The 17251-nt window shown below is 60.8% G+C and carries 16 protein-coding genes; 7 read left to right on the top strand and 9 right to left on the bottom strand.

What is annotated here, in order from left to right; genetic code table 11:
* Positions 1-10: 10 nt before the first annotated feature.
* From dnaK to AC1DYR_RS05700, 3 genes are all read right to left on the bottom strand, one after another.
* Positions 11-1954: a molecular chaperone DnaK gene (dnaK, locus tag AC1DYR_RS05710; RefSeq protein ID WP_477646780.1), complete on the bottom strand. Its 1944-nt coding sequence runs from the start codon at positions 1952-1954 to the stop codon at positions 11-13.
* A gap of 164 nt (positions 1955-2118) precedes the next feature.
* Positions 2119-2679, bottom strand: a complete 561-nt coding sequence (gene grpE / locus AC1DYR_RS05705) for a nucleotide exchange factor GrpE (RefSeq protein WP_477646779.1) — start codon at positions 2677-2679, stop codon at positions 2119-2121.
* Positions 2680-3036: 357 nt separating this feature from the next.
* Positions 3037-3738: a GntR family transcriptional regulator gene (locus AC1DYR_RS05700; protein WP_477704235.1), complete on the bottom strand. Its 702-nt coding sequence runs from the start codon at positions 3736-3738 to the stop codon at positions 3037-3039.
* Positions 3739-3943: 205 nt separating this feature from the next.
* Between AC1DYR_RS05700 and AC1DYR_RS05695 the strand changes: the two genes are divergently transcribed.
* Entirely contained in the window at positions 3944-4972 is a 1029-nt protein-coding gene (locus AC1DYR_RS05695) for a Bug family tripartite tricarboxylate transporter substrate binding protein (RefSeq protein ID WP_477704234.1), read from the top strand.
* 114 nt (positions 4973-5086) lie between these two features.
* On the opposite strand, the gene AC1DYR_RS05690 is transcribed toward AC1DYR_RS05695, so the two are convergent.
* The 6 genes from AC1DYR_RS05690 to AC1DYR_RS05665 all read right to left on the bottom strand — a co-directional run bounded on the left by AC1DYR_RS05690 (position 5087) and on the right by AC1DYR_RS05665 (position 11132).
* The gene (locus tag AC1DYR_RS05690) at positions 5087-5395 is read right to left on the bottom strand and encodes a winged helix-turn-helix transcriptional regulator (RefSeq protein WP_457278868.1); all 309 of its coding nucleotides are present in this window, start codon (positions 5393-5395) and stop codon (positions 5087-5089) included.
* A gap of 229 nt (positions 5396-5624) precedes the next feature.
* Complete coding sequence (locus AC1DYR_RS05685) at positions 5625-6689, bottom strand: Gfo/Idh/MocA family protein (protein ID WP_477704233.1); 1065 nt, start codon at positions 6687-6689, stop codon at positions 5625-5627.
* Between the two features lie 2 nt (positions 6690-6691).
* Positions 6692-7669: a Bug family tripartite tricarboxylate transporter substrate binding protein gene (locus AC1DYR_RS05680; protein ID WP_477704232.1), complete on the bottom strand. Its 978-nt coding sequence runs from the start codon at positions 7667-7669 to the stop codon at positions 6692-6694.
* A gap of 39 nt (positions 7670-7708) precedes the next feature.
* A complete protein-coding gene (locus AC1DYR_RS05675) occupies positions 7709-8698 on the bottom strand; it encodes a sialic acid TRAP transporter substrate-binding protein SiaP (protein WP_477704231.1) in 990 nt (329 codons plus the stop codon).
* Positions 8699-8856: 158 nt separating this feature from the next.
* The gene (gene gudD / locus AC1DYR_RS05670) at positions 8857-10224 is read right to left on the bottom strand and encodes a glucarate dehydratase (RefSeq protein ID WP_477704230.1); all 1368 of its coding nucleotides are present in this window, start codon (positions 10222-10224) and stop codon (positions 8857-8859) included.
* 62 nt (positions 10225-10286) lie between these two features.
* Entirely contained in the window at positions 10287-11132 is an 846-nt protein-coding gene (locus tag AC1DYR_RS05665; RefSeq protein WP_477704229.1) for a FadR/GntR family transcriptional regulator, read from the bottom strand.
* Between the two features lie 144 nt (positions 11133-11276).
* Here AC1DYR_RS05665 and AC1DYR_RS05660 point away from each other — a divergent pair, with 144 nt between their 5' ends.
* From AC1DYR_RS05660 to AC1DYR_RS05635, 6 genes are all read left to right on the top strand, one after another.
* Positions 11277-12086, top strand: coding sequence for an NAD-dependent epimerase/dehydratase family protein (locus AC1DYR_RS05660; protein WP_477704228.1), 810 nt, complete (start codon positions 11277-11279; stop codon positions 12084-12086).
* Between the two features lie 12 nt (positions 12087-12098).
* The gene (locus AC1DYR_RS05655; protein ID WP_477704227.1) at positions 12099-13007 is read left to right on the top strand and encodes an SMP-30/gluconolactonase/LRE family protein; all 909 of its coding nucleotides are present in this window, start codon (positions 12099-12101) and stop codon (positions 13005-13007) included.
* Positions 13008-13040: 33 nt separating this feature from the next.
* Positions 13041-14024: a TRAP transporter substrate-binding protein gene (locus AC1DYR_RS05650; RefSeq protein ID WP_457278860.1), complete on the top strand. Its 984-nt coding sequence runs from the start codon at positions 13041-13043 to the stop codon at positions 14022-14024.
* Positions 14025-14096: 72 nt separating this feature from the next.
* Positions 14097-14624: a TRAP transporter small permease gene (locus AC1DYR_RS05645; protein ID WP_477704226.1), complete on the top strand. Its 528-nt coding sequence runs from the start codon at positions 14097-14099 to the stop codon at positions 14622-14624.
* The gene (locus AC1DYR_RS05640; protein ID WP_477704225.1) at positions 14624-15907 is read left to right on the top strand and encodes a TRAP transporter large permease; all 1284 of its coding nucleotides are present in this window, start codon (positions 14624-14626) and stop codon (positions 15905-15907) included. Before AC1DYR_RS05645 ends, AC1DYR_RS05640 begins: the two co-directional genes overlap by 1 nt.
* A 3-nt stretch (positions 15908-15910) precedes the next feature.
* On the top strand, positions 15911-17215 hold the full coding sequence (locus tag AC1DYR_RS05635) for a glucarate dehydratase family protein (RefSeq protein WP_477704224.1): 1305 nt from the start codon (positions 15911-15913) through the stop codon (positions 17213-17215).
* Positions 17216-17251 lie beyond the last annotated feature (36 nt).

Genomic DNA, 17251 nt, shown 5'->3' with positions numbered 1-17251 from the left:
AAAAAAGCGCTTAGCCCTTTTTGACTTCCTTGACCTCGGCGTCTACGACATTGTCGTCTGCCGGCTTGGCTTCTGCCTGCGCTGCGCCCGCTGCGCCTGCGTCACCACCGGCTGCCGCCTGCGATGCTTGCATGTCGGCGTACATTTTTTCGCCGAGCTTCTGGCTGGCTTCCATCAGGGCCGTGTTCTTGGCGTCGATGGCGGCCTTGTCGTCGCCAGTGAGCGCTTCTTCCATGTCCTTGATGGCGGCTTCAATCTTTTCCTTCTCGCCGGCTTCGAGCTTGTCGCCGTACTCGCCGAGAGATTTCTTCACGCTGTGCACCATGGCCTCGGCGTTGTTCTTGGCGGTAACGAACTCGACTTTTTTCTTGTCTTCTTCGGCGTTCAGCTCGGCGTCTTTCACCATCTGCTGAATTTCGGCCTCAGACAAACCGGAATTGGCCTTGATGGTGATCTTGTTTTCCTTGCCGGTGCCCTTGTCTTTGGCGCCGACGTGCAGGATGCCGTTGGCGTCGATGTCGAAGGACACTTCAATCTGCGGCGTGCCGCGCGCTGCCGGCGGAATGCCTTCAAGGTTGAACTCGCCCAGCGCCTTGTTGCCCGAGGCGATTTCGCGCTCGCCCTGGAACACCTTGATCGTCACGGCCGGCTGATTGTCTTCAGCGGTCGAGAAGGTCTGTGCAAACTTGGTCGGGATGGTCGTGTTCTTCTTGATCATCTTGGTCATCACGCCGCCCATGGTTTCGATACCGAGGGACAGCGGAGTCACGTCGAGCAGCAGCACGTCGGTGCGGTCGCCTGAGAGCACCTGGCCTTGAATCGCTGCGCCTACGGCAACGGCTTCGTCAGGGTTCACGTCCTTGCGGGGTTCCTTGCCGAAGAGCTCCTTGACCTTTTCCTGCACCTTGGGCATGCGGGTCTGGCCGCCGACCAGAATCACGTCATGGATGTCGGCGGCGCTGACGCCGGCATCCTTCATGGCGATGCGGCAGGGGGCAATCGTGCGCTCGATCAGTTCGTCGACCAGGCTTTCGAGCTTGGCGCGGGTCAGCTTGACCAGCAAATGCTTGGGGCCGGTCGCGGGGTCGTGCGCGATGTAGGGGATGTTGACTTCGGTGGCCGGGCTGTTGGACAGTTCGATCTTGGCCTTTTCTGCCGAGTCTTTCAGGCGCTGCAGGGCCACGACATCTTTGGACAGGTCGATGCCGCTGTCTTTCTTGAACTCGGCCACGATGTAGTCGATGACGCGCTGGTCGAAGTCTTCGCCGCCCAGGAAGGTGTCGCCGTTGGTGGAGAGCACTTCAAACTGCTTCTCACCGTCGACGTCGGCGATCTCGATGATGGAGATGTCAAACGTGCCGCCGCCCAGGTCATACACGGCGATCTTGCGGTCGCCCTTTTCCTGCTTGTCCAGGCCGAAGGCGAGAGCCGCTGCGGTGGGTTCGTTGATGATGCGCTTGACTTCAAGGCCGGCGATGCGGCCGGCGTCTTTGGTGGCCTGGCGCTGTGCGTCGTTGAAGTACGCAGGCACGGTGATCACGGCCTCGGTAACGGGCTCGCCGAGATAGTCTTCGGCGGTTTTTTTCATCTTGCGCAGGATGTCAGCAGACACTTGCTGGGCCGACAGCTTCTTGCCGCGCACTTCCACCCAGGCGTCGCCGTTGTCGGCGGCCACGATGGCGTAAGGCATCAGCGCGATGTCCTTCTGGACTTCTTTTTCGCTGAACTTGCGGCCGATCAAACGCTTGACGGCGTACAGGGTGTTCTTGGGGTTGGTCACGGCCTGGCGCTTGGCCGATGCGCCGACCAGCACTTCGCCGTCTTCCTGGTAGGCGACGATGGAAGGGGTGGTGCGCACGCCTTCCGAGTTTTCGATCACGCGGGGCGTGTTGCCCTCCATGACGGACACGCAGCTGTTGGTGGTGCCGAGGTCAATGCCGATGATTCTTCCCATGATGATTTACTCCTGCTTTTTTGATTCGTTAAAGATTGAAGGTGGGGTGGCCGGGGTGTTCAGTGCCGCTGGCCGCGGTATGGATTAACTATGTTGATAACTTGTGGGTAAGTTGTGTGGCTTCAAGGGCTTCAACAATGTTTTCAAGGTTTTTTAAGCGGTTTTTACTTGGGGGCTGCCACCGTGACCAGGGCGGGGCGCAGCACGCGCTCGGCGATCAGGTAGCCTTTTTGCAGCACGTTGACCACGGTGTTGGCTTCCTGGTCGGCGGGCACCATGCTGATAGCCTGGTGCTGCGTCGGGTCGAATTTGGTGCCAGGAGCCGGGTCGATGGCGACCACCTTGTTGCGCTCAAGTGCACTTTTCAGCTGCTTGAGTGTGGCTTCGGCGCCTTCGCGGATCTGCTCGGGCGTGACGTCCTTGATCGCCAGCCCGGCTTCCAGGCTGTCTGCCACGGGCAGCAGGCTTTCGGCAAAGCTTTCCAGGGCAAATTTACGGGCCTTGGCGACTTCTTCGTCTGCGCGGCGGCGGGCGTTTTCGGTCTCGGCCTTGGCGCGCAGGTAGCTGTCGGCCAGCTCGGTGTTCTTGGCCTGCAGCGTGGCGACTTCGGCCTGCGCGACCGTCAGCGCGTCAAACTCGTTGGCGGCCTGCGCCGCTTCCAGTTCTTCAGGGCTGGGCTCACCGCTAAGTGGTTGATTTTGTTCGGGTTGTGTATTGTCAGACATGCTCGAAAACAGGGTTGAAGCTGGTAATGTTTCCAGCTGGGGATGGCAAAGCCCTTTTCAAGACAGGGGCTTCGTTTTTGGTTCAGATAGTTTGGCTGCGGGTGCGCGGCCTGGGGTATCCAGCACGGTTGGGGCCCTGCCGTTCCTGTGCGGACCGGTGTGCCCCAGCCGCAGAAACTGGTTCGTGGCTTGAATTGTAGTGGCTGGCCACCCGTTCCCCGGCCGGCAAGGCTGGTTCTGCCTGTCTACGGGATGGTGCCGGCTTGCAGGCCTGCGCTATGTTATTGATAGCTACCGGCGCACATTTTTATTGGGCTGAAAGGCTAAATCGTCGAGATTTCGACGGCAAAAACCGCTTCAAGGCACTGCCGGTTTCTGCATGTGCATCATGAGTTCGCGCTTGTTGTCACGGCTGCGGTGGGCATGTTCGCGCATCAGGGCTTCGGCACGCGCCCCTTCCCCGGCCAGCAGTGCGGCCAGCACGTCTTCATGGTCGGTTTGTGCGCGCTGGATGAACCCGTATTCGAGCAGGGGCAGGGCGCCGTTCAGGCTGAGCGCACCGGCGCCGGCCATCGGCGTTTTGCTGACGTGGGCCAGCGCGGAGGCGAGTGTGCTGTTGCCGGCGGCGCGCACCAGCGCGTCGTGAAAGCACGCGTTCATCGGCACCCAGCGTGCCGCGTCAATCACATGGCCGGCAGCCTGCGCTTGCTTCAGCAGCAGCCTGCCTTCTTCGACGCAGGCCTGCAGGGCCTCCCGGGTTTCGGGCGTGATGCCGCGCTCGGCGGCCTGCCTGGCTGCCATGCCTTCCAGCACGCCCCGCACGTCGACTGCATTGGCGATTTCGTCAACGCTGAACTGCCTGACGCGAAAGCCGCGTGTCGGCAGGCGTTCCAGCAAGCCTTCCTTTTCCAGCTCGCCGAGCGCAATACGGATCGGTGTGCGCGAAACCGCCAATTGGGCGGACAGCTCAAGCTCCACCATGCGTTCGCCCGGGGCCGCCTGGCCGCTGAGGATTCTTTGCCTCAATGTTTGCGTGGTGTAGTCAATCTGGGAAGACATAAACGGCAGGGGTTGATAGCGGTTGGCTGAGTGAAAGGATTATTGCATGCAGTATTTCAATTTATTAGGGTTAATAAGGTTAAGCAAGCCTCTATTGCGTGCAATAAAATAAGATGACTAAGAATTTTGAGGTGAATGGCGCATGAACAGGCATGAACATCAACCTGCCGCCAGCGTTGCGGCCAATAGCCCTCCAGGAGACACCATGAATCTACTTCGCCTCCATTCCTTGCGACGGCTTGCCCGAACGGCAACGCGGCTGGCAGCGGCTTGTGCTACTTCGTTGGTGCTTGTCTTCACAGGCTTGTGCGTTGCGCACGCCCAGCCGGCTGCAAGTTATCCCAGCAAGCCCATCAAGCTGATCGTTCCTTTTCCTGCGGGCGGTGGTGGTGACACGCTGGCCCGGCTGGTCATGCAGCGCGCAGCGAAGGAACTGGGCCAGCCCGTCGTGGTGGAAAACCTGGGCGGCGCCGGCGGAAACGTGGGCAGTGCAACAGCGGCCAAGGCGCCGGCCGATGGCTACACCCTGCTGTACGGAACCAATGGTACGCATGCCATCAACCACGCGATCTACAAGTCACCCGGCTTCAACCCGTCTCGCGACTTCGAGCCCGTGACCCAGCTCACCCGCATCGCCGCCATGGTGGTGGTGCGGCCCACGCTGCAAGTCAACTCCATGGCCGAGCTCACCAAACTGCTCAAGGCCAATCCGGGAAAATACACCTTTGGCTCCGCGGGCAACGGCACGACGTCCCACCTGGCCGGAGAAATCTACAAATCGCGCGCGGGCCTGGCGGTGGTGCACATACCTTACCGCGGCGGCGCACAGGCCATGACGGACCTGATGGGCGGGCAGGTCGACATGATGATCGAGGTCATGCCGAATGCCGCACCGCAGGCGAAAAGCGGACGTGTCAAACCATTGGCGGTGACGACAGCCACGCGCGTGGCGGGCTGGCCGGATCTACCCACCATCGCGGAGTCGGGCTTGCCCGGATTTGATGTGAGCGCGTGGGACGCGATTTTTGTTCCCGCCGGAACCCCCAGGCCCATCGTCAATCGCCTGAACGAAGCGATCAACAAAGCCCTGGCAGATCCGGAATTGCGCGCACAGCTGCAATCGCGTGGTGCCGAGGTTGCGCCGGGCACCCCCGAGGAACTGGCAAGGCATATTGCCGGCAGCATGACCCTGTGGGGTGATGCGGTGAAGCGTTCCGGCGCTGCGGTGGATTAGGGCGCCGGGAAGTGCGTGGATGAATACCTGATGAATACCGTTGATCGGTAAAACAGCGCAACAAAAAAGCGACCTTCAAGGTCGCTTTTTTTCGGGCCGGTCTGGCCGGGTAATTTACTTTTTCTTGGTCTGGCTGACGGCCCATTTGCCGGCAAACGCCTGCAGGTCGTTCAAGCGCTTGAGCAGGTCGGCGCCCAGCGTGGTGACCGTGTAGCCGTCGCTGCCATGGCCAAGCAGGCCGGCTGCGCGCAATTCCTTGATGCGGGTATTGAGGGTATTGGGTGTGATGCTGCCGATGCTGTCTTGCAGAAGGCGGAACGTCTGGGGATGGCCGTCTTTCAGGGCCCACAGCACGCGCAGTGCATAGCGTGCTTCCAGCAGTTCAAGCAATTGGCCTACCGCTGCATTTTCTTTGGCGCTCATCAGGTTATCTCCTCGGGTCACAGTTTGGTCACAGGGGGTTGTTAAGCAGAAAGCTTCGAAAGCTTGGGGCCAAATATAACGCAAATTGCTGACTGCTACGAGTTTTATAGCTGCCCACGCCCGCTGCCGTTGGACTACAGCCTGAAACTCTCTTGGAAAACCCTGATGCGCCGGATGCGGCAATGGGCTTAAAGAACGCACCGGGTAAGCCCAGGCGCATCATTTCTACCTACATCACGGGGATCCGTGTTGCCGGATGGAGTGCTACAGCGCTGCCTGTTCTGGATGATTCCATGATCGTTTCAATCACCTGTTGCACCCCAAGTGCGGAGCGCCCCGTCACGGCGGGTGCGCATCCATTTTGGACAGAGCGAATGAAATCCTGCAGCACGGCGCGATGAGCGGCATGGTCGAAGGCCATGGGGTCGGCGCCACCGCCGGAGGCCTGGCGTGCACCGGCGGTCAGCGTCTTTCCGCTGGAAAAAACCGCCTGCATTTCACCGCCTTCCAGCGTCACGGTGCCCTGGGTGAAGTTGAGTTCAATGCGCTCGGGAAAACCGGGGTAGGCCGCCGTGGTGGCCTGAACCACAACGATTGCACCATTGTTGTAGTGCAGCAATGCGGCCGCCGTGTCTTCGCCCTCCATGCGATGCACTGCGCTGGTGCCAGCAACGCCTGTGATGCGCTCCGGCATGCCGATGAAGCTGAGCATCAGGTCGAGGGTATGAATGGCCTGCGTGATCAGCACGCCGCCGCCGTCCCGCGACAGGGTGCCGCGTCCGGGCTCATCGTAATAACTTTGCGGCCGCCACCACCGGATCGACGCGGCGGCGCTGACCAGCGGGCCCATGGCATCGTCACGCAGCAGTGCCGCCACGGCAAGGGCCGCGTCACGCATGCGGTGCTGCAGCATCACCGCCAGCTTGACACCCGCAGTTTCGCAAGCCTCGACTAATGCATTGGCCCGGTTCAAATCAATTTCGAGCGGCTTTTCGACCAGCACATGCTTGCCTGCACGAGCAACCTGCTGAACAAGATCCAGATGGGTATTGGGCGGCGTGAGAACCAGCACGGCTGTCACGCTGGCGTCTTCCAGAATATCTTTCAGGCGCGTGGTCCTGCGCGCGCCTCGAGGCACTTCTACCGCAGCCAGCCGTTCGGTGTTTCGCGCATAAACCCAGGCGACCTCTGCTTCGCTGGCCAGGTCTTCAAGACTTCGGAAGTGAGGTGCAGAGCCCAGCCCTGCACCGATGACGGCGAGGCGCAGCCGCTCAGGGCTGGGTACGGACGGCATGTTCAGTCAAGCTTGACGTTGGCCGCTTTGATGACTTGCGCCCATTTCTCGACCTCGGATTTCTGGAAGGCGGAGACCTGCTCGATCGTCATGTTGGACGGTTGCATGCCCAGTCCTTTGAGGCGTTCCTGCATCTCGGGTTGCGCGGTGATTTTCATGATTTCATCGTGCAGCCTGTCAATGATGGGCTTGGGGGTGCCGGTGGGCACAAAAATGGCTTGCCACGAGGCAACCTCAAATCCGGGGACGGATTCGGCCACCGTTGGCACATTCGGCATGGACTCCAGGCGCTTGGCGGATGTGACCGCCAGCGCGCGCACCTTGCCGCTCTGGATATGCGGACCTGCTACGACCGTGGTGTCGAACATCATGTCCACCTGCCCGCCGATCACGTCCTGGATGGCGGGGCCGCTGCCTTTGTAGGGCACATGGATGAACTGGGTGCCCGACTTGAAGCCCAGCAGTTCCAGCGAGAGATGCTGCGACGTGCCGCTGCCGGCCGATGCGGAAGAAATGGTTTTCGGTTTGGCCTTCGCTGCGGCCAGCACGTCCTGCAGCGTTTTGTAAGGGCTGTTGGCTCCCACCACCAGCACGACCGGATTGGTGCCGATGAGCGCCACCGGCGAGAAAGACTTGATCGGGTCGTAACCCAGTTTCGGGTAAAGGCTCACATTGATGGCATGCGAGCTGACCGTGCCGCCCAGCATCGTGTAGCCATCTGCCGGTGCGCGGGACGCGACTTCCGAGCCGACGCTACCGCCAGCACCGCCCTTGTTGTCAATCACGATGGTGGTGCCGAGTACCGGCCCGAGTTTTTGGCCAATCAGCCGGCCCAGGATGTCGGTGGTGCCGCCTGCAGGAAAAGGCACGATGTAGGTGATCGGCTTGCTGGGCCACTTGTCTTGTGCGAGGGCAGGGAGCCCCAGCGCCGACAGGGCAGCGCCGGCAAGTGCGGAATGGATGAGGGAACGGCGTTTCATGGTGTCTCCTGTGTGTTGTCTGGTGGTGTTGGCTGGAACTTACTTGATGGCCTGAATGCGCTCGTACAGGCTCTTGGGCCACGGGGCATCGGCAGCGGTGAGCGAAGGCAAGACCGCTGCGGCAAAAGGCGCGCGGTCTACCTTGTTGACGGTTTTGCCTTTTTTCTCGAACTCGGCGACCAGGCGGTTTTCGGCATCCACAATGTCCTGGCTGGCGCGGCTCGACGCCTCCCATAGCACCTGGTCGAAGACCTTCTTGTCGGCCTCACTGAGTTTGGACCAGACCGAGCCCGACACGGCCGTGAGCAGCGATTCGGTGATGTGGCCGGTCAGGGTGATGTATTTCTGGACTTCGTAAAACCTTTTGGCCTCGATAGTGGGCAGCGGGTTTTCCTGTGCATCGACCGTGCCGTTTTGCAGTGCCAGGTAGACCTCGGCAAAGGCGATGGGTGTCGGGTTCGCACCCACGGCCCTTGGGAACATCACAAAAAGTGGTGCGTCGGGCACGCGCAGTTTGAGGCCCTTCATGTCCTCGGGTTTGTTGATGACTTTGTTGGAAGTCATGTGGCGCAGGCCGTAGTAGGTGTAGCCCGCAATGTGCTGGCCGCCGGTTTTGCTGGCATAGCCCTGGGCCAGCTCCTGAAAGATCGGGCCGTTACGGAATGCCTGGAAGTGCGCGTAATCGCGAAACACAAAAGGCGCGGCAGCGATAGACAACGGCGGGTGCGCACGCCCGGCAAAGGCCGCGCCGGTGTAGATGATGTCGACGGTGCCCAGTGTCAGGCCCTGGTTGATGTCGGTTTCCTTGCCCAGGGATGAAGCCGGGAAAACCTCCACCACATAGCGGCCGTTGGTCTTCTTCCTGATTTCGTCGGCGGCCCAGACGGCCTGTTTGTGAAAAGTTTCCGAGGTCTCGTAGACGTGAGCCCATTTGAGTTTGGTCTGGGCTGCGGCGGCGCCTGCGCCCAGCGTGCCGGCCAGTGCCAGCAGCATCGCACCCGCAATGCTGCAAAGGGTTCTGCGTTTCATGTCTTGTCTCCTGATTGTTTTAGTGGCTCACTGGGTATCGTTGGTGGGGAAAGGGCGCCGCGGTATACCGCCCCCGGCGCCTGGCGGGCAAAAAATATCCCCTGAAAATGGGTATGACAGATTTCCGGAACCCTCTAAATTCCGGCAGCCTGCTGGATTCATCGAACCATGCAGGGCATCTTGTTGTTGAACTTCCAGTCGGGGATCAGGTATTGCATGGCCACGGCGTCGTCGCGCGCACCGAGGCCGTGCTTGAGATAAAGCTGGTGCGCTTTTTCCACTTCGGCCATGTCCAGCTCTACGCCGAGGCCCGGTGTTTTCGGCACTGCAACCTGGCCGTCCACAATTTGCAGGGGTGCCTTGGTCAGGCGCTGGCCGTCCTGCCAGATCCAGTGCGTGTCAATCGCGGTGACCTTGCCCGGCGCGGCCGCAGCCACGTGGGTGAACATGGCCAGGGAAATATCGAAATGGTTGTTGGAGTGAGAGCCCCAGGTCAGCCCCCATGTCTGGCAGACCTGCGCGACGCGAACGGAGCCTTGCATGGTCCAGAAATGCGGGTCGGCCAGCGGGATGTCGACCGACTGCAGGTGAATGGTGTGTGAGAGCTCACGCCAGTCGGTGGCAATCATGTTGGTGGCGGTCGGCAGGCCGGTGGCCCGGCGAAACTCTGCCATCACTTCGCGGCCGGAGAAGACGCCTTCGGCGCCGCAAGGGTCTTCTGCATAGGCCAGCACATCGCCGCGGCCCTGGCAGATGCGGATGGCATCCTTGAGCAGCCACCCGCCGTTCGGGTCCAGTGTGATGCGCGCATCGGGAAAACGCTCGGAGAGGGCGATGATGGCCTCCATCTCTTCCTCGCCCCGCAGCACGCCGCCTTTGAGCTTGAAATCCTTGAAGCCGTACCGCTTGTAAGCCGCTTCGGCCAATGCCACGATGCCATCGGCGTCCATGGCGGCCTCGTGGCGCAGGCGCAGCCAGTCGTCCTCTGCATCCGGCGCACTGGAATAGGCCAGGTCCGTCTGCTTGCGATCGGCCACATAAAAGAGGTAGCCCAGCATGGCCACTGAATTCCGCTGCTGGCCTTCGCCCAACAGGGCGGCCACAGGTACACCCAGGAATTGGCCCAGCAGGTCGAGCAGGGCGCTTTCCACGGCAGTGACGGCATGAATTGCCACACGAAGGTCGAAGGTCTGGTTGCCGCGGCCGCCGCTGTCACGGTCGGCAAAACGTGTGCGCAGGGTGTTGAGAATCTGGTTCCACGCGCCTATCGATTGGCCCTCGATCAGTTCACGCGCATCTTCCAGGGTCTTGCGTATTTTCTCGCCGCCCGGTACTTCGCCCACGCCGGTGCGGCCGGAGCTATCGGTCAGGATCAGCAGGTTACGGGTAAAGAAGGGGCCGTGTGCACCACTGAGGTTGAGTAGCATGCTGTCCTGGCCAGCCACGGGAATCACCTGTACGCGGGTGATTTTGGGTGTTTGCGAGGGAGCGGAAAAGGCTGTTGCGGGGGCGTTTGAAGCGGGCATACCGGACGGGTCGTAGGATGGTTGATAAAAATTTATCAGTTATCGTACAACTCACTGCCAGTTTATGCAACCAGGTTTGTGCCCAGGTTTTGGGGAGATGAGGCCCCGGAGGATTCCTCGGGGGGTTGCATCGTATGCGCGTTGTTGCCCCTGCGAAGCCGTTCCCGGCTATTGGAAAGGTGCGTTCGCATCGCCGCGCGTGCCGCTTCCGCATCCTGGCTTCGGATGGCGTTGTAAATGCTCTCGTGCTCGCTGTTGACCCGCTGGAGGTAATTGAACCGGCCTTCCGGTGCGCTATGCGTCGTGTTGACCCGGGTGCGCGGAATGATCATGGTGCCCAGGTAGGTCATGAGGTCGGCAAAGTGCCGGTTGCCTGTGGCGCGGGCCACTTCCATATGGAACTGGAAGTCCGGCGGCACCGCGTCGGAGTCCAGGCTGATGGAGTCGTGAAAGGCGCGCAGCGCATTTTCCAGGGCCTTGAGGTTTTCTGGCGTTCTCCTCTGTGCAGCGAGGCCTGCAGCTTCCGTTTCCAGGCTGATGCGCAACTCCAGCACGGAGATCACGTCGGCCACAGTTGCAAAGTCTTCGGCGGTAATCTTGAAGTTGCCTGCGTCCTGCGGCTGCAGAACAAAGGTTCCGATGCCGTGCCGGGTTTCGACCAGCCCGGAGGCCTGAAGTTTGGACAAGGACTCGCGCACGACCGTCCGGCTCACGTCAAAGCGGGCCATGATTTCCGCTTCGGTCGGCAGTTTTTCGCCCGGCTGCAAGTGGCCCGAACGGATGCTGGTGGCCAGATTTTCGACGATCTCACCCACCAGTCCGCGGGGGCGGCGTATCCGCAACGACTCTTCGTGAAAGCCAGCCGTAAGGCTTGCCTCAGAGCGACTAGGGGTTTTCCTTGAGTCCATTAAAAAACCATTGACAAGCTAGGGGGCGAACTGGAGAATTCCAAGTCATCAGACAACCTATGACTGCGATGTTCTTGGGTTGACTTTAACAAACTTCATAAAAAAGTCCAGTGTTTGCAATCACACCGGACGCAGATGTAAAAAATGACCATCAAAGTTCACGAAAAGCTTTTGCTGACCGGCGCGGCCGGTGGCTTGGGCAAGGCCTTGCGCGAGCGCCTGAAAGCAAATTGTTCGGTGCTCCGGCTCTCGGATGTGCAGTCCTTCGGTGATGCTGCCGCCAATGAAGAGGTCGTACTCGCGGACCTGGCCGACGCAGCAGCCGTCAACAGCATGGTGCAGGGTGTGGACGCCATTGTCCATCTGGGAGGTGTTTCGGTGGAGGGGCCCTTTGGCCCGATTTTGCAGGCCAACATCCTGGGTGCCTATAACTTGTATGAGGCGGCCCGCAAAAACGGTGTCAAGCGCATCGTCTTTGCCAGCTCCAATCACGTCACCGGGTTTTACCGCCAGGACCAGACCATCAACGCCGACTACCCGCCGAGGCCCGACGGCCTGTACGGCCTGTCCAAGGCCTTCGGCGAAGATCTCTCGCGCCTCTACTTTGACCGTTACGGCATCGAAACTGCCTGTGTGCGCATCGGTTCTTCGTTCCCCGAGCCTAAAGACCGCCGCATGCTGGCGACCTGGCTGAGTTTTGATGACCTGCATCGCCTGATTACCGCCTGCCTGACGACGCCAGTGCTGGGCCACAGCATTGTGTTTGGCATGTCTGACAACGCCGTCACCTGGTGGGACAACAGCCGCGCACACCACATCGGTTATGTGCCCAAGGACAGCTCCGACATCTTCCGCGAGGCCGTCTATGCCCGCACGCCCGCGCCTGACCTGAAGGATCCTGTCGCCCAGTACCAGGGTGGTGGCTTTGTCGTGGCCGGCCCTTTCGGCGACTGAGCGTCTATATTTATGAGTGAAGTTCAAGCCGAACTGGTTCTGGATGCGCGCAACGGCGTGGGCGAAAGCCCCGTCTGGAGTGCGGCTGAACAGGCGCTTTATTGGGTCGATATTCCTGCGCGCAAGCTGTGCCGCTGGAGCGTGGCCGACGCCGCGCTGACCGAATGGGCCGCCCCCGAAATGCTTGCTTGTGTTGCTTCAATAGGCGGCACGCCGGACTGGGTTGCCGGCACTGAAAGCGGTGTGTTCCGCTTGAGCCCGCAAACGGATGGCCAACTGGGTTTCAAGCAGCTTGCCGCTGTGACCCATGCCATGCCCGGCATGCGCTTTAACGACGGCCGCTGCGACCGTCAAGGGCGCTTTCTTGCCGGCACCATGTTGATGAATATGGCCGCTGGCGCACGTGTTGGTTGTATCTACGGCTATCAAAAAGATAGCAAAAATGATTCGCAATTGAAAAAACTCCTGGATGGTTTCATCACACCGAACGGCATGGCCTTCAGCCCCGACGGCCGCACGATGTACCTGTCGGACTCGCATCCGTCGGTACAGGCCATCTGGGCCTTTGACTACGACACCGACACTGGCACGCCATCAAACCGGCGCGTCTTTGTCGACATGAACCCGCTGCCCGGCCGTCCGGATGGCGCGGCAGTCGACGCCGACGGCTGCTACTGGATCTGCGGCAACGATGCCGGCCTGATTCACCGCTTCACCCCCGCCGGCAAGCTGGACCGGTCACTGGCCGTGCCGGTGAAAAAACCTGCCATGTGCGCCTTTGGCGGCGCCGGGCTCGACACCCTGTTCGTGACGTCGATACGCCCTGAAGGTGTCGACTTGTCTGACCAGCCGCTGGCCGGCGGTGTGTTCGCGTTGCGCCCCGGTGTGCGCGGGCTGCCCGAGCCACAGTTTTCCCGCTAGTTATTTATAAACCGGTTCTTCAAGGAGACAACCATGACCTTCCGCAGAAACTTTATCGCCGCAGCCGTTGCGGCAGTCGCATTGGCCACATCGTTTACTGCCTCGGCGCAGAACATCGTGCTCAAGGCATCTGACACGCACCCGGCGGGTTATCCGACGGTTGTCGCCGTCGAGAACATGGGCAAGAAGCTTGAAGCCCAGACCAATGGCCGCATCAAGATGCAGATGTTCCCCGGCGCCGTGCTGGGTCAGGAAAAGGAAACCGTCGAGCAGACCCAGCTCGGCGCCTTGCAAATCAACCGCATCTCGCTGGGCGTGATCGGCCCCATCGTGCCGGAAGTTGACGTGTTCAACATGCCTTTCGTTTTCCGCGACATCCCGCACATGCGCAAAGTGATCGACGGCCCGATCGGCGACGAACTGCTGGCCAAGGTCACTGCCAGCCCGGCGCGCCTGGTTGCCCTCGGCTGGATGGACGGCGGCGCACGCAGCCTGTACACCAAGAAGCTGGTCAAATCCCCCGCCGACCTCAAGGGCGTGAAGGTCCGCATGATGGGCAATCCGCTGTTTGTCGACACCATGAACGCCATGGGCGGCAACGGCATTTCCATGGCTTACGGCGAAGTGTTCAGCGCACTGCAGACCGGCGTGATCGACGGTGCAGAAAACAACCCGCCCAGCATGTTCACTTCCAACCATTACACCGCCGGTGCCAAGTACTACGCCCAAACCAATCACCTGATCATTCCAGAACTGCTGGTGATGTCCAAGGTGACATGGGACAAACTCACGCCAGCCGACCAGGCTCTGGTCAAGAAGCTGGGCCGTGAGGCACAGCTGGAACAGCGCGTACTGTGGGACAAGAGCGTCGAGGAATACTCGGCCAAACTGAAGGCAGCGGGTGTCGAGTTTGTGCCGGTGGATCAGAAGCTGTTCTTTGACGCCACGGCGCCCGTGCGCGCCAAGTACGGCGTGAAGTTTGCTGACCTGATGAAGCGCATCGACGCAACCAAATAAGCGTTGCTCCCGGGCCCAGGTGCGCTGCCGACGCAGCGCGCCCGGGCCGTCTTGCCGTATTGCGGAAATACCATGAAACACCATACCCTTCGCTTCAACGACTGGCTGTACCTTGCGTGCATCTGGATCTCGGGCCTGTCCATCTTTCTCATGTCGCTGATCATTCCCTGGGGCATCTTCACACGTTACGTGCTGGGCACCGGTTCGCAGTGGCCGGAGCCCATTTCAATTTTGTTGATGGTGATCTTTACCTTCTTCGGCGCCGCTGCCGGCTACCGCGCCAACGCTCATATTTCTGTAGCCATGGTTACAGACCGTATGCCCGAACAAATGCGCAGCGTCGTTGCCTGGCTGATGGACATCCTGATGGCGGTGGTATCCGTCTTCATGGCCTATTACGGCGCCAAGCTCTGCATACAGACCTGGGGCCAGTACATCGGCGAAATCCCCTGGATGCCGGTGGGCGCCACCTATCTTCCGCTGCCCCTGGGCGGCTTGATTACGCTTATCTTTGTACTTGAACGCATGGCGCTGGGCCATCAGGGTGACCGCGAAGTTGTCACCTACGACCACGAAAAAATTGAAGGCGAGGCACTCTGATGGATGCATTTGTTCTGCTGGGGTCTTTTCTCCTGCTCATGGTTCTGGGCCTGCCGGTGGCTTATGCGCTGGGCTTGTCCGCGCTGATTGGCGCCTGGTGGATAGACATCCCGCTGGACGCGGTGATGATCGCGATCTCCAGCGGCGTCAACAAGTTTTCGCTTCTGGCAATTCCCTTCTTCGTGCTGGCCGGCGCCATCATGGCCGAGGGCGGCATGTCCCGCCGGTTGGTGGCGTTTGCCAGTGTGCTGGTCGGTTTTGTGCGCGGCGGCCTGTCGCTGGTCAATATCCTGGCCTCAACTTTCTTCGGCGCCATTTCCGGCTCGTCGATGGCAGACACGGCCTCCATCGGTTCGGTGTTGATTCCCGAGATGGAGAAAAAGGGCTACCCGCGCGACTTCGCTACGGCGGTCACCGTCAGCGGCTCGGTGCAGGCCATCCTGATCCCGCCCAGCCACAACGCAGTGATTTATTCGCTGGCCGCCGGCGGCGGCGTGTCGATCGCGGCGCTGTTTCTCGCGGGTGTGCTGCCTGGCTTGCTGCTGGGTCTGACCCTGGCTGTCATGTGCCTGTTCATCGCAAAGAAGCGTGATTTTCCCAAGGGTGAAGTCATTCCCATGCGGCAGGCGCTGAAGATCTGCGTCGACGCGCTGTGGGGCCTGATGACCATGGTCATCATCCTGGGCGGCATTCTGTCGGGCATTTTCACGGCCACCGAATCGGCCGCCATTGCCGTGATCTGGGCCTTCTTTGTCACCATGTGCATCTACCGCGACTACAAATGGCGCGAGCTGCCCAAGCTGGTGCATCGCACGGTCAAGACCCTGTCCATCGTGATGATCCTGATCGCGTTTGCTGCAAGCTTCGGCTACATCATGACGCTGATGCAGATTCCGCAACAGATCACGGGCATGTTTACCAGCGTCTCGAACAACAAGTATGTGGTGCTGCTGATGATCAACGTGCTGCTGCTGATCCTCGGCACGCTGATGGACATGGCGCCGCTGATCCTGATCATGACGCCTATCCTGCTGCCTGTGGTCAAACAGCTCGGCGTTGACCCGGTGCATTTCGGCATGATCATGATGGTCAACCTCGGCATGGGCCTGATCACGCCGCCGGTCGGCGGGGTGCTGTTTGTCGGCGCGGCGGTAGCCAAACTTCCCATCGAAAAGGTAGTGCGGGCGCTGTACCCCTTCTTTGGCGCGCTGCTGCTGGTGCTGTTCATGGTGACCTACGTGCCGGCGCTGTCGCTGTGGCTGCCTAACCTGCTGCTCAAGTAATTCATGTCCGTATTGAAGATCACCGCGGTTCGCATCACGCCCATTGCCTTTCGCGACCCGCCGCTCCTGAACGCGGCCGGTATTCACGAGCCCTGGGCGTTGCGGTCCATCATCGAGCTGGAAACCAGCACGGGCCTGGTTGGCATCAACGAAAGCTATGGCGACTTGTCGATGCTGGAGGCGCTGGCCAAGGTCGCGCCCAGCCTCGTCGGCCTGTCGCCCTGGGCTCTCAGCGAGATGGAGTTGCGTGTCGCCGCGCAGGTCACGCCGCCGAAGCAGACCGCATCGGAGTTCCTCGGCCAGCAGGTGTCACTGGCTCCCGGCACTCATGTGTCCAAAACCGTGGCCAAGGTCATCAGTGCTTTCGAGGTTGCCATGCTGGATCTGCAGGGCCAGCTGGCCGGCGCGCCGGTAGTGGACCTGCTGGGCGGTGCGGCGCGCGACCGCGTGCCGTTTTCGGCTTACCTGTTCTACAAATACGCAGAGCACATCGACAAACCTGCTTCTTCCGGGTATCCGCGTGACGCCTGGGGCGAGGCCCTCACACCGCCCCAATTGGTGGCCCAGGCGCGCCGGATGATCGATCAGTACGGCTTCAAGAGCATCAAGCTCAAGGCCGGTGCGCTTGCGCCGGATCAGGAAGCTGCGGGCCTGCTGGCGCTTGCCGAGGCCTTCCCCGGTGTGCCGCTGCGCATTGATCCCAATGCCAACTGGAGCGTGGCGACCAGCCTGAAGATCGTGGAAAAGCTGCGCGGCGTGCTCGAGTACTACGAAGACCCTGCGCCCGGCCTGGAGGGCATGGCGGCTGTGGCGCGCGACTGCGAGGTGCCGCTGGCCACCAACATGGTGGTGACTGATTTTGCCGAGTTCCGCCGCAATGCCGAAATGGGCTGCCCGGTGAAGATCGTGCTCAGCGACCACCACTACTGGGGCGGCCTGCGCGTCACGCAGCAATTGTCGCGGCTGTGCAGCACCTTTGGCCTGGGCCTGTCGATGCACAGCAACTCGCACCTTGGCATCAGCCTGATGGCGATGACCCACCTCTGCGCCAGTGTGCCGCTGCTGACTTACGCCTGCGACACCCACTATCCCTGGCAGGACGAGGAAGTGGTGGAGGGTGGCCGCCTGCGTTTTGAGGACGGCAGCCTGCGCGTAACGACCACCCCCGGCTTGGGCGTGACGCTGGACCGCACGGCTTTGGCGCGCCTGCACGACAACTACCTGCACTGCGGCATCCGCAACCGCGACGACCTGGCGCAGATGCGCAAATACGACCCGGCGTTCACCGGCGCGCAACCCCGCTACTGAACGGCGCCCATCCGCAGGACGAATTCAACCATGAAA

Source organism: Polaromonas sp. P1_F9, assembly GCF_056405615.1.
This window is presented reverse-complemented; position numbering and strand designations above follow the sequence as displayed.

Coding starts and splice junctions, on each gene's coding strand:
- dnaK (WP_477646780.1), bottom strand. CDS start 1,954: ATGGGAAGAATCATCGGCATTGACCTCGGCACCACCAACAGCTGCGTG.
- grpE (WP_477646779.1), bottom strand. CDS start 2,679: ATGTCTGACAATACACAACCCGAACAAAATCAACCACTTAGCGGTGAG.
- AC1DYR_RS05700 (WP_477704235.1), bottom strand. CDS start 3,738: ATGTCTTCCCAGATTGACTACACCACGCAAACATTGAGGCAAAGAATC.
- AC1DYR_RS05695 (WP_477704234.1), top strand. CDS start 3,944: ATGAATCTACTTCGCCTCCATTCCTTGCGACGGCTTGCCCGAACGGCA.
- AC1DYR_RS05690 (WP_457278868.1), bottom strand. CDS start 5,395: ATGAGCGCCAAAGAAAATGCAGCGGTAGGCCAATTGCTTGAACTGCTG.
- AC1DYR_RS05685 (WP_477704233.1), bottom strand. CDS start 6,689: ATGCCGTCCGTACCCAGCCCTGAGCGGCTGCGCCTCGCCGTCATCGGT.
- AC1DYR_RS05680 (WP_477704232.1), bottom strand. CDS start 7,669: ATGAAACGCCGTTCCCTCATCCATTCCGCACTTGCCGGCGCTGCCCTG.
- AC1DYR_RS05675 (WP_477704231.1), bottom strand. CDS start 8,698: ATGAAACGCAGAACCCTTTGCAGCATTGCGGGTGCGATGCTGCTGGCA.
- gudD (WP_477704230.1), bottom strand. CDS start 10,224: ATGCCCGCTTCAAACGCCCCCGCAACAGCCTTTTCCGCTCCCTCGCAA.
- AC1DYR_RS05665 (WP_477704229.1), bottom strand. CDS start 11,132: ATGGACTCAAGGAAAACCCCTAGTCGCTCTGAGGCAAGCCTTACGGCT.
- AC1DYR_RS05660 (WP_477704228.1), top strand. CDS start 11,277: ATGACCATCAAAGTTCACGAAAAGCTTTTGCTGACCGGCGCGGCCGGT.
- AC1DYR_RS05655 (WP_477704227.1), top strand. CDS start 12,099: ATGAGTGAAGTTCAAGCCGAACTGGTTCTGGATGCGCGCAACGGCGTG.
- AC1DYR_RS05650 (WP_457278860.1), top strand. CDS start 13,041: ATGACCTTCCGCAGAAACTTTATCGCCGCAGCCGTTGCGGCAGTCGCA.
- AC1DYR_RS05645 (WP_477704226.1), top strand. CDS start 14,097: ATGAAACACCATACCCTTCGCTTCAACGACTGGCTGTACCTTGCGTGC.
- AC1DYR_RS05640 (WP_477704225.1), top strand. CDS start 14,624: ATGGATGCATTTGTTCTGCTGGGGTCTTTTCTCCTGCTCATGGTTCTG.
- AC1DYR_RS05635 (WP_477704224.1), top strand. CDS start 15,911: ATGTCCGTATTGAAGATCACCGCGGTTCGCATCACGCCCATTGCCTTT.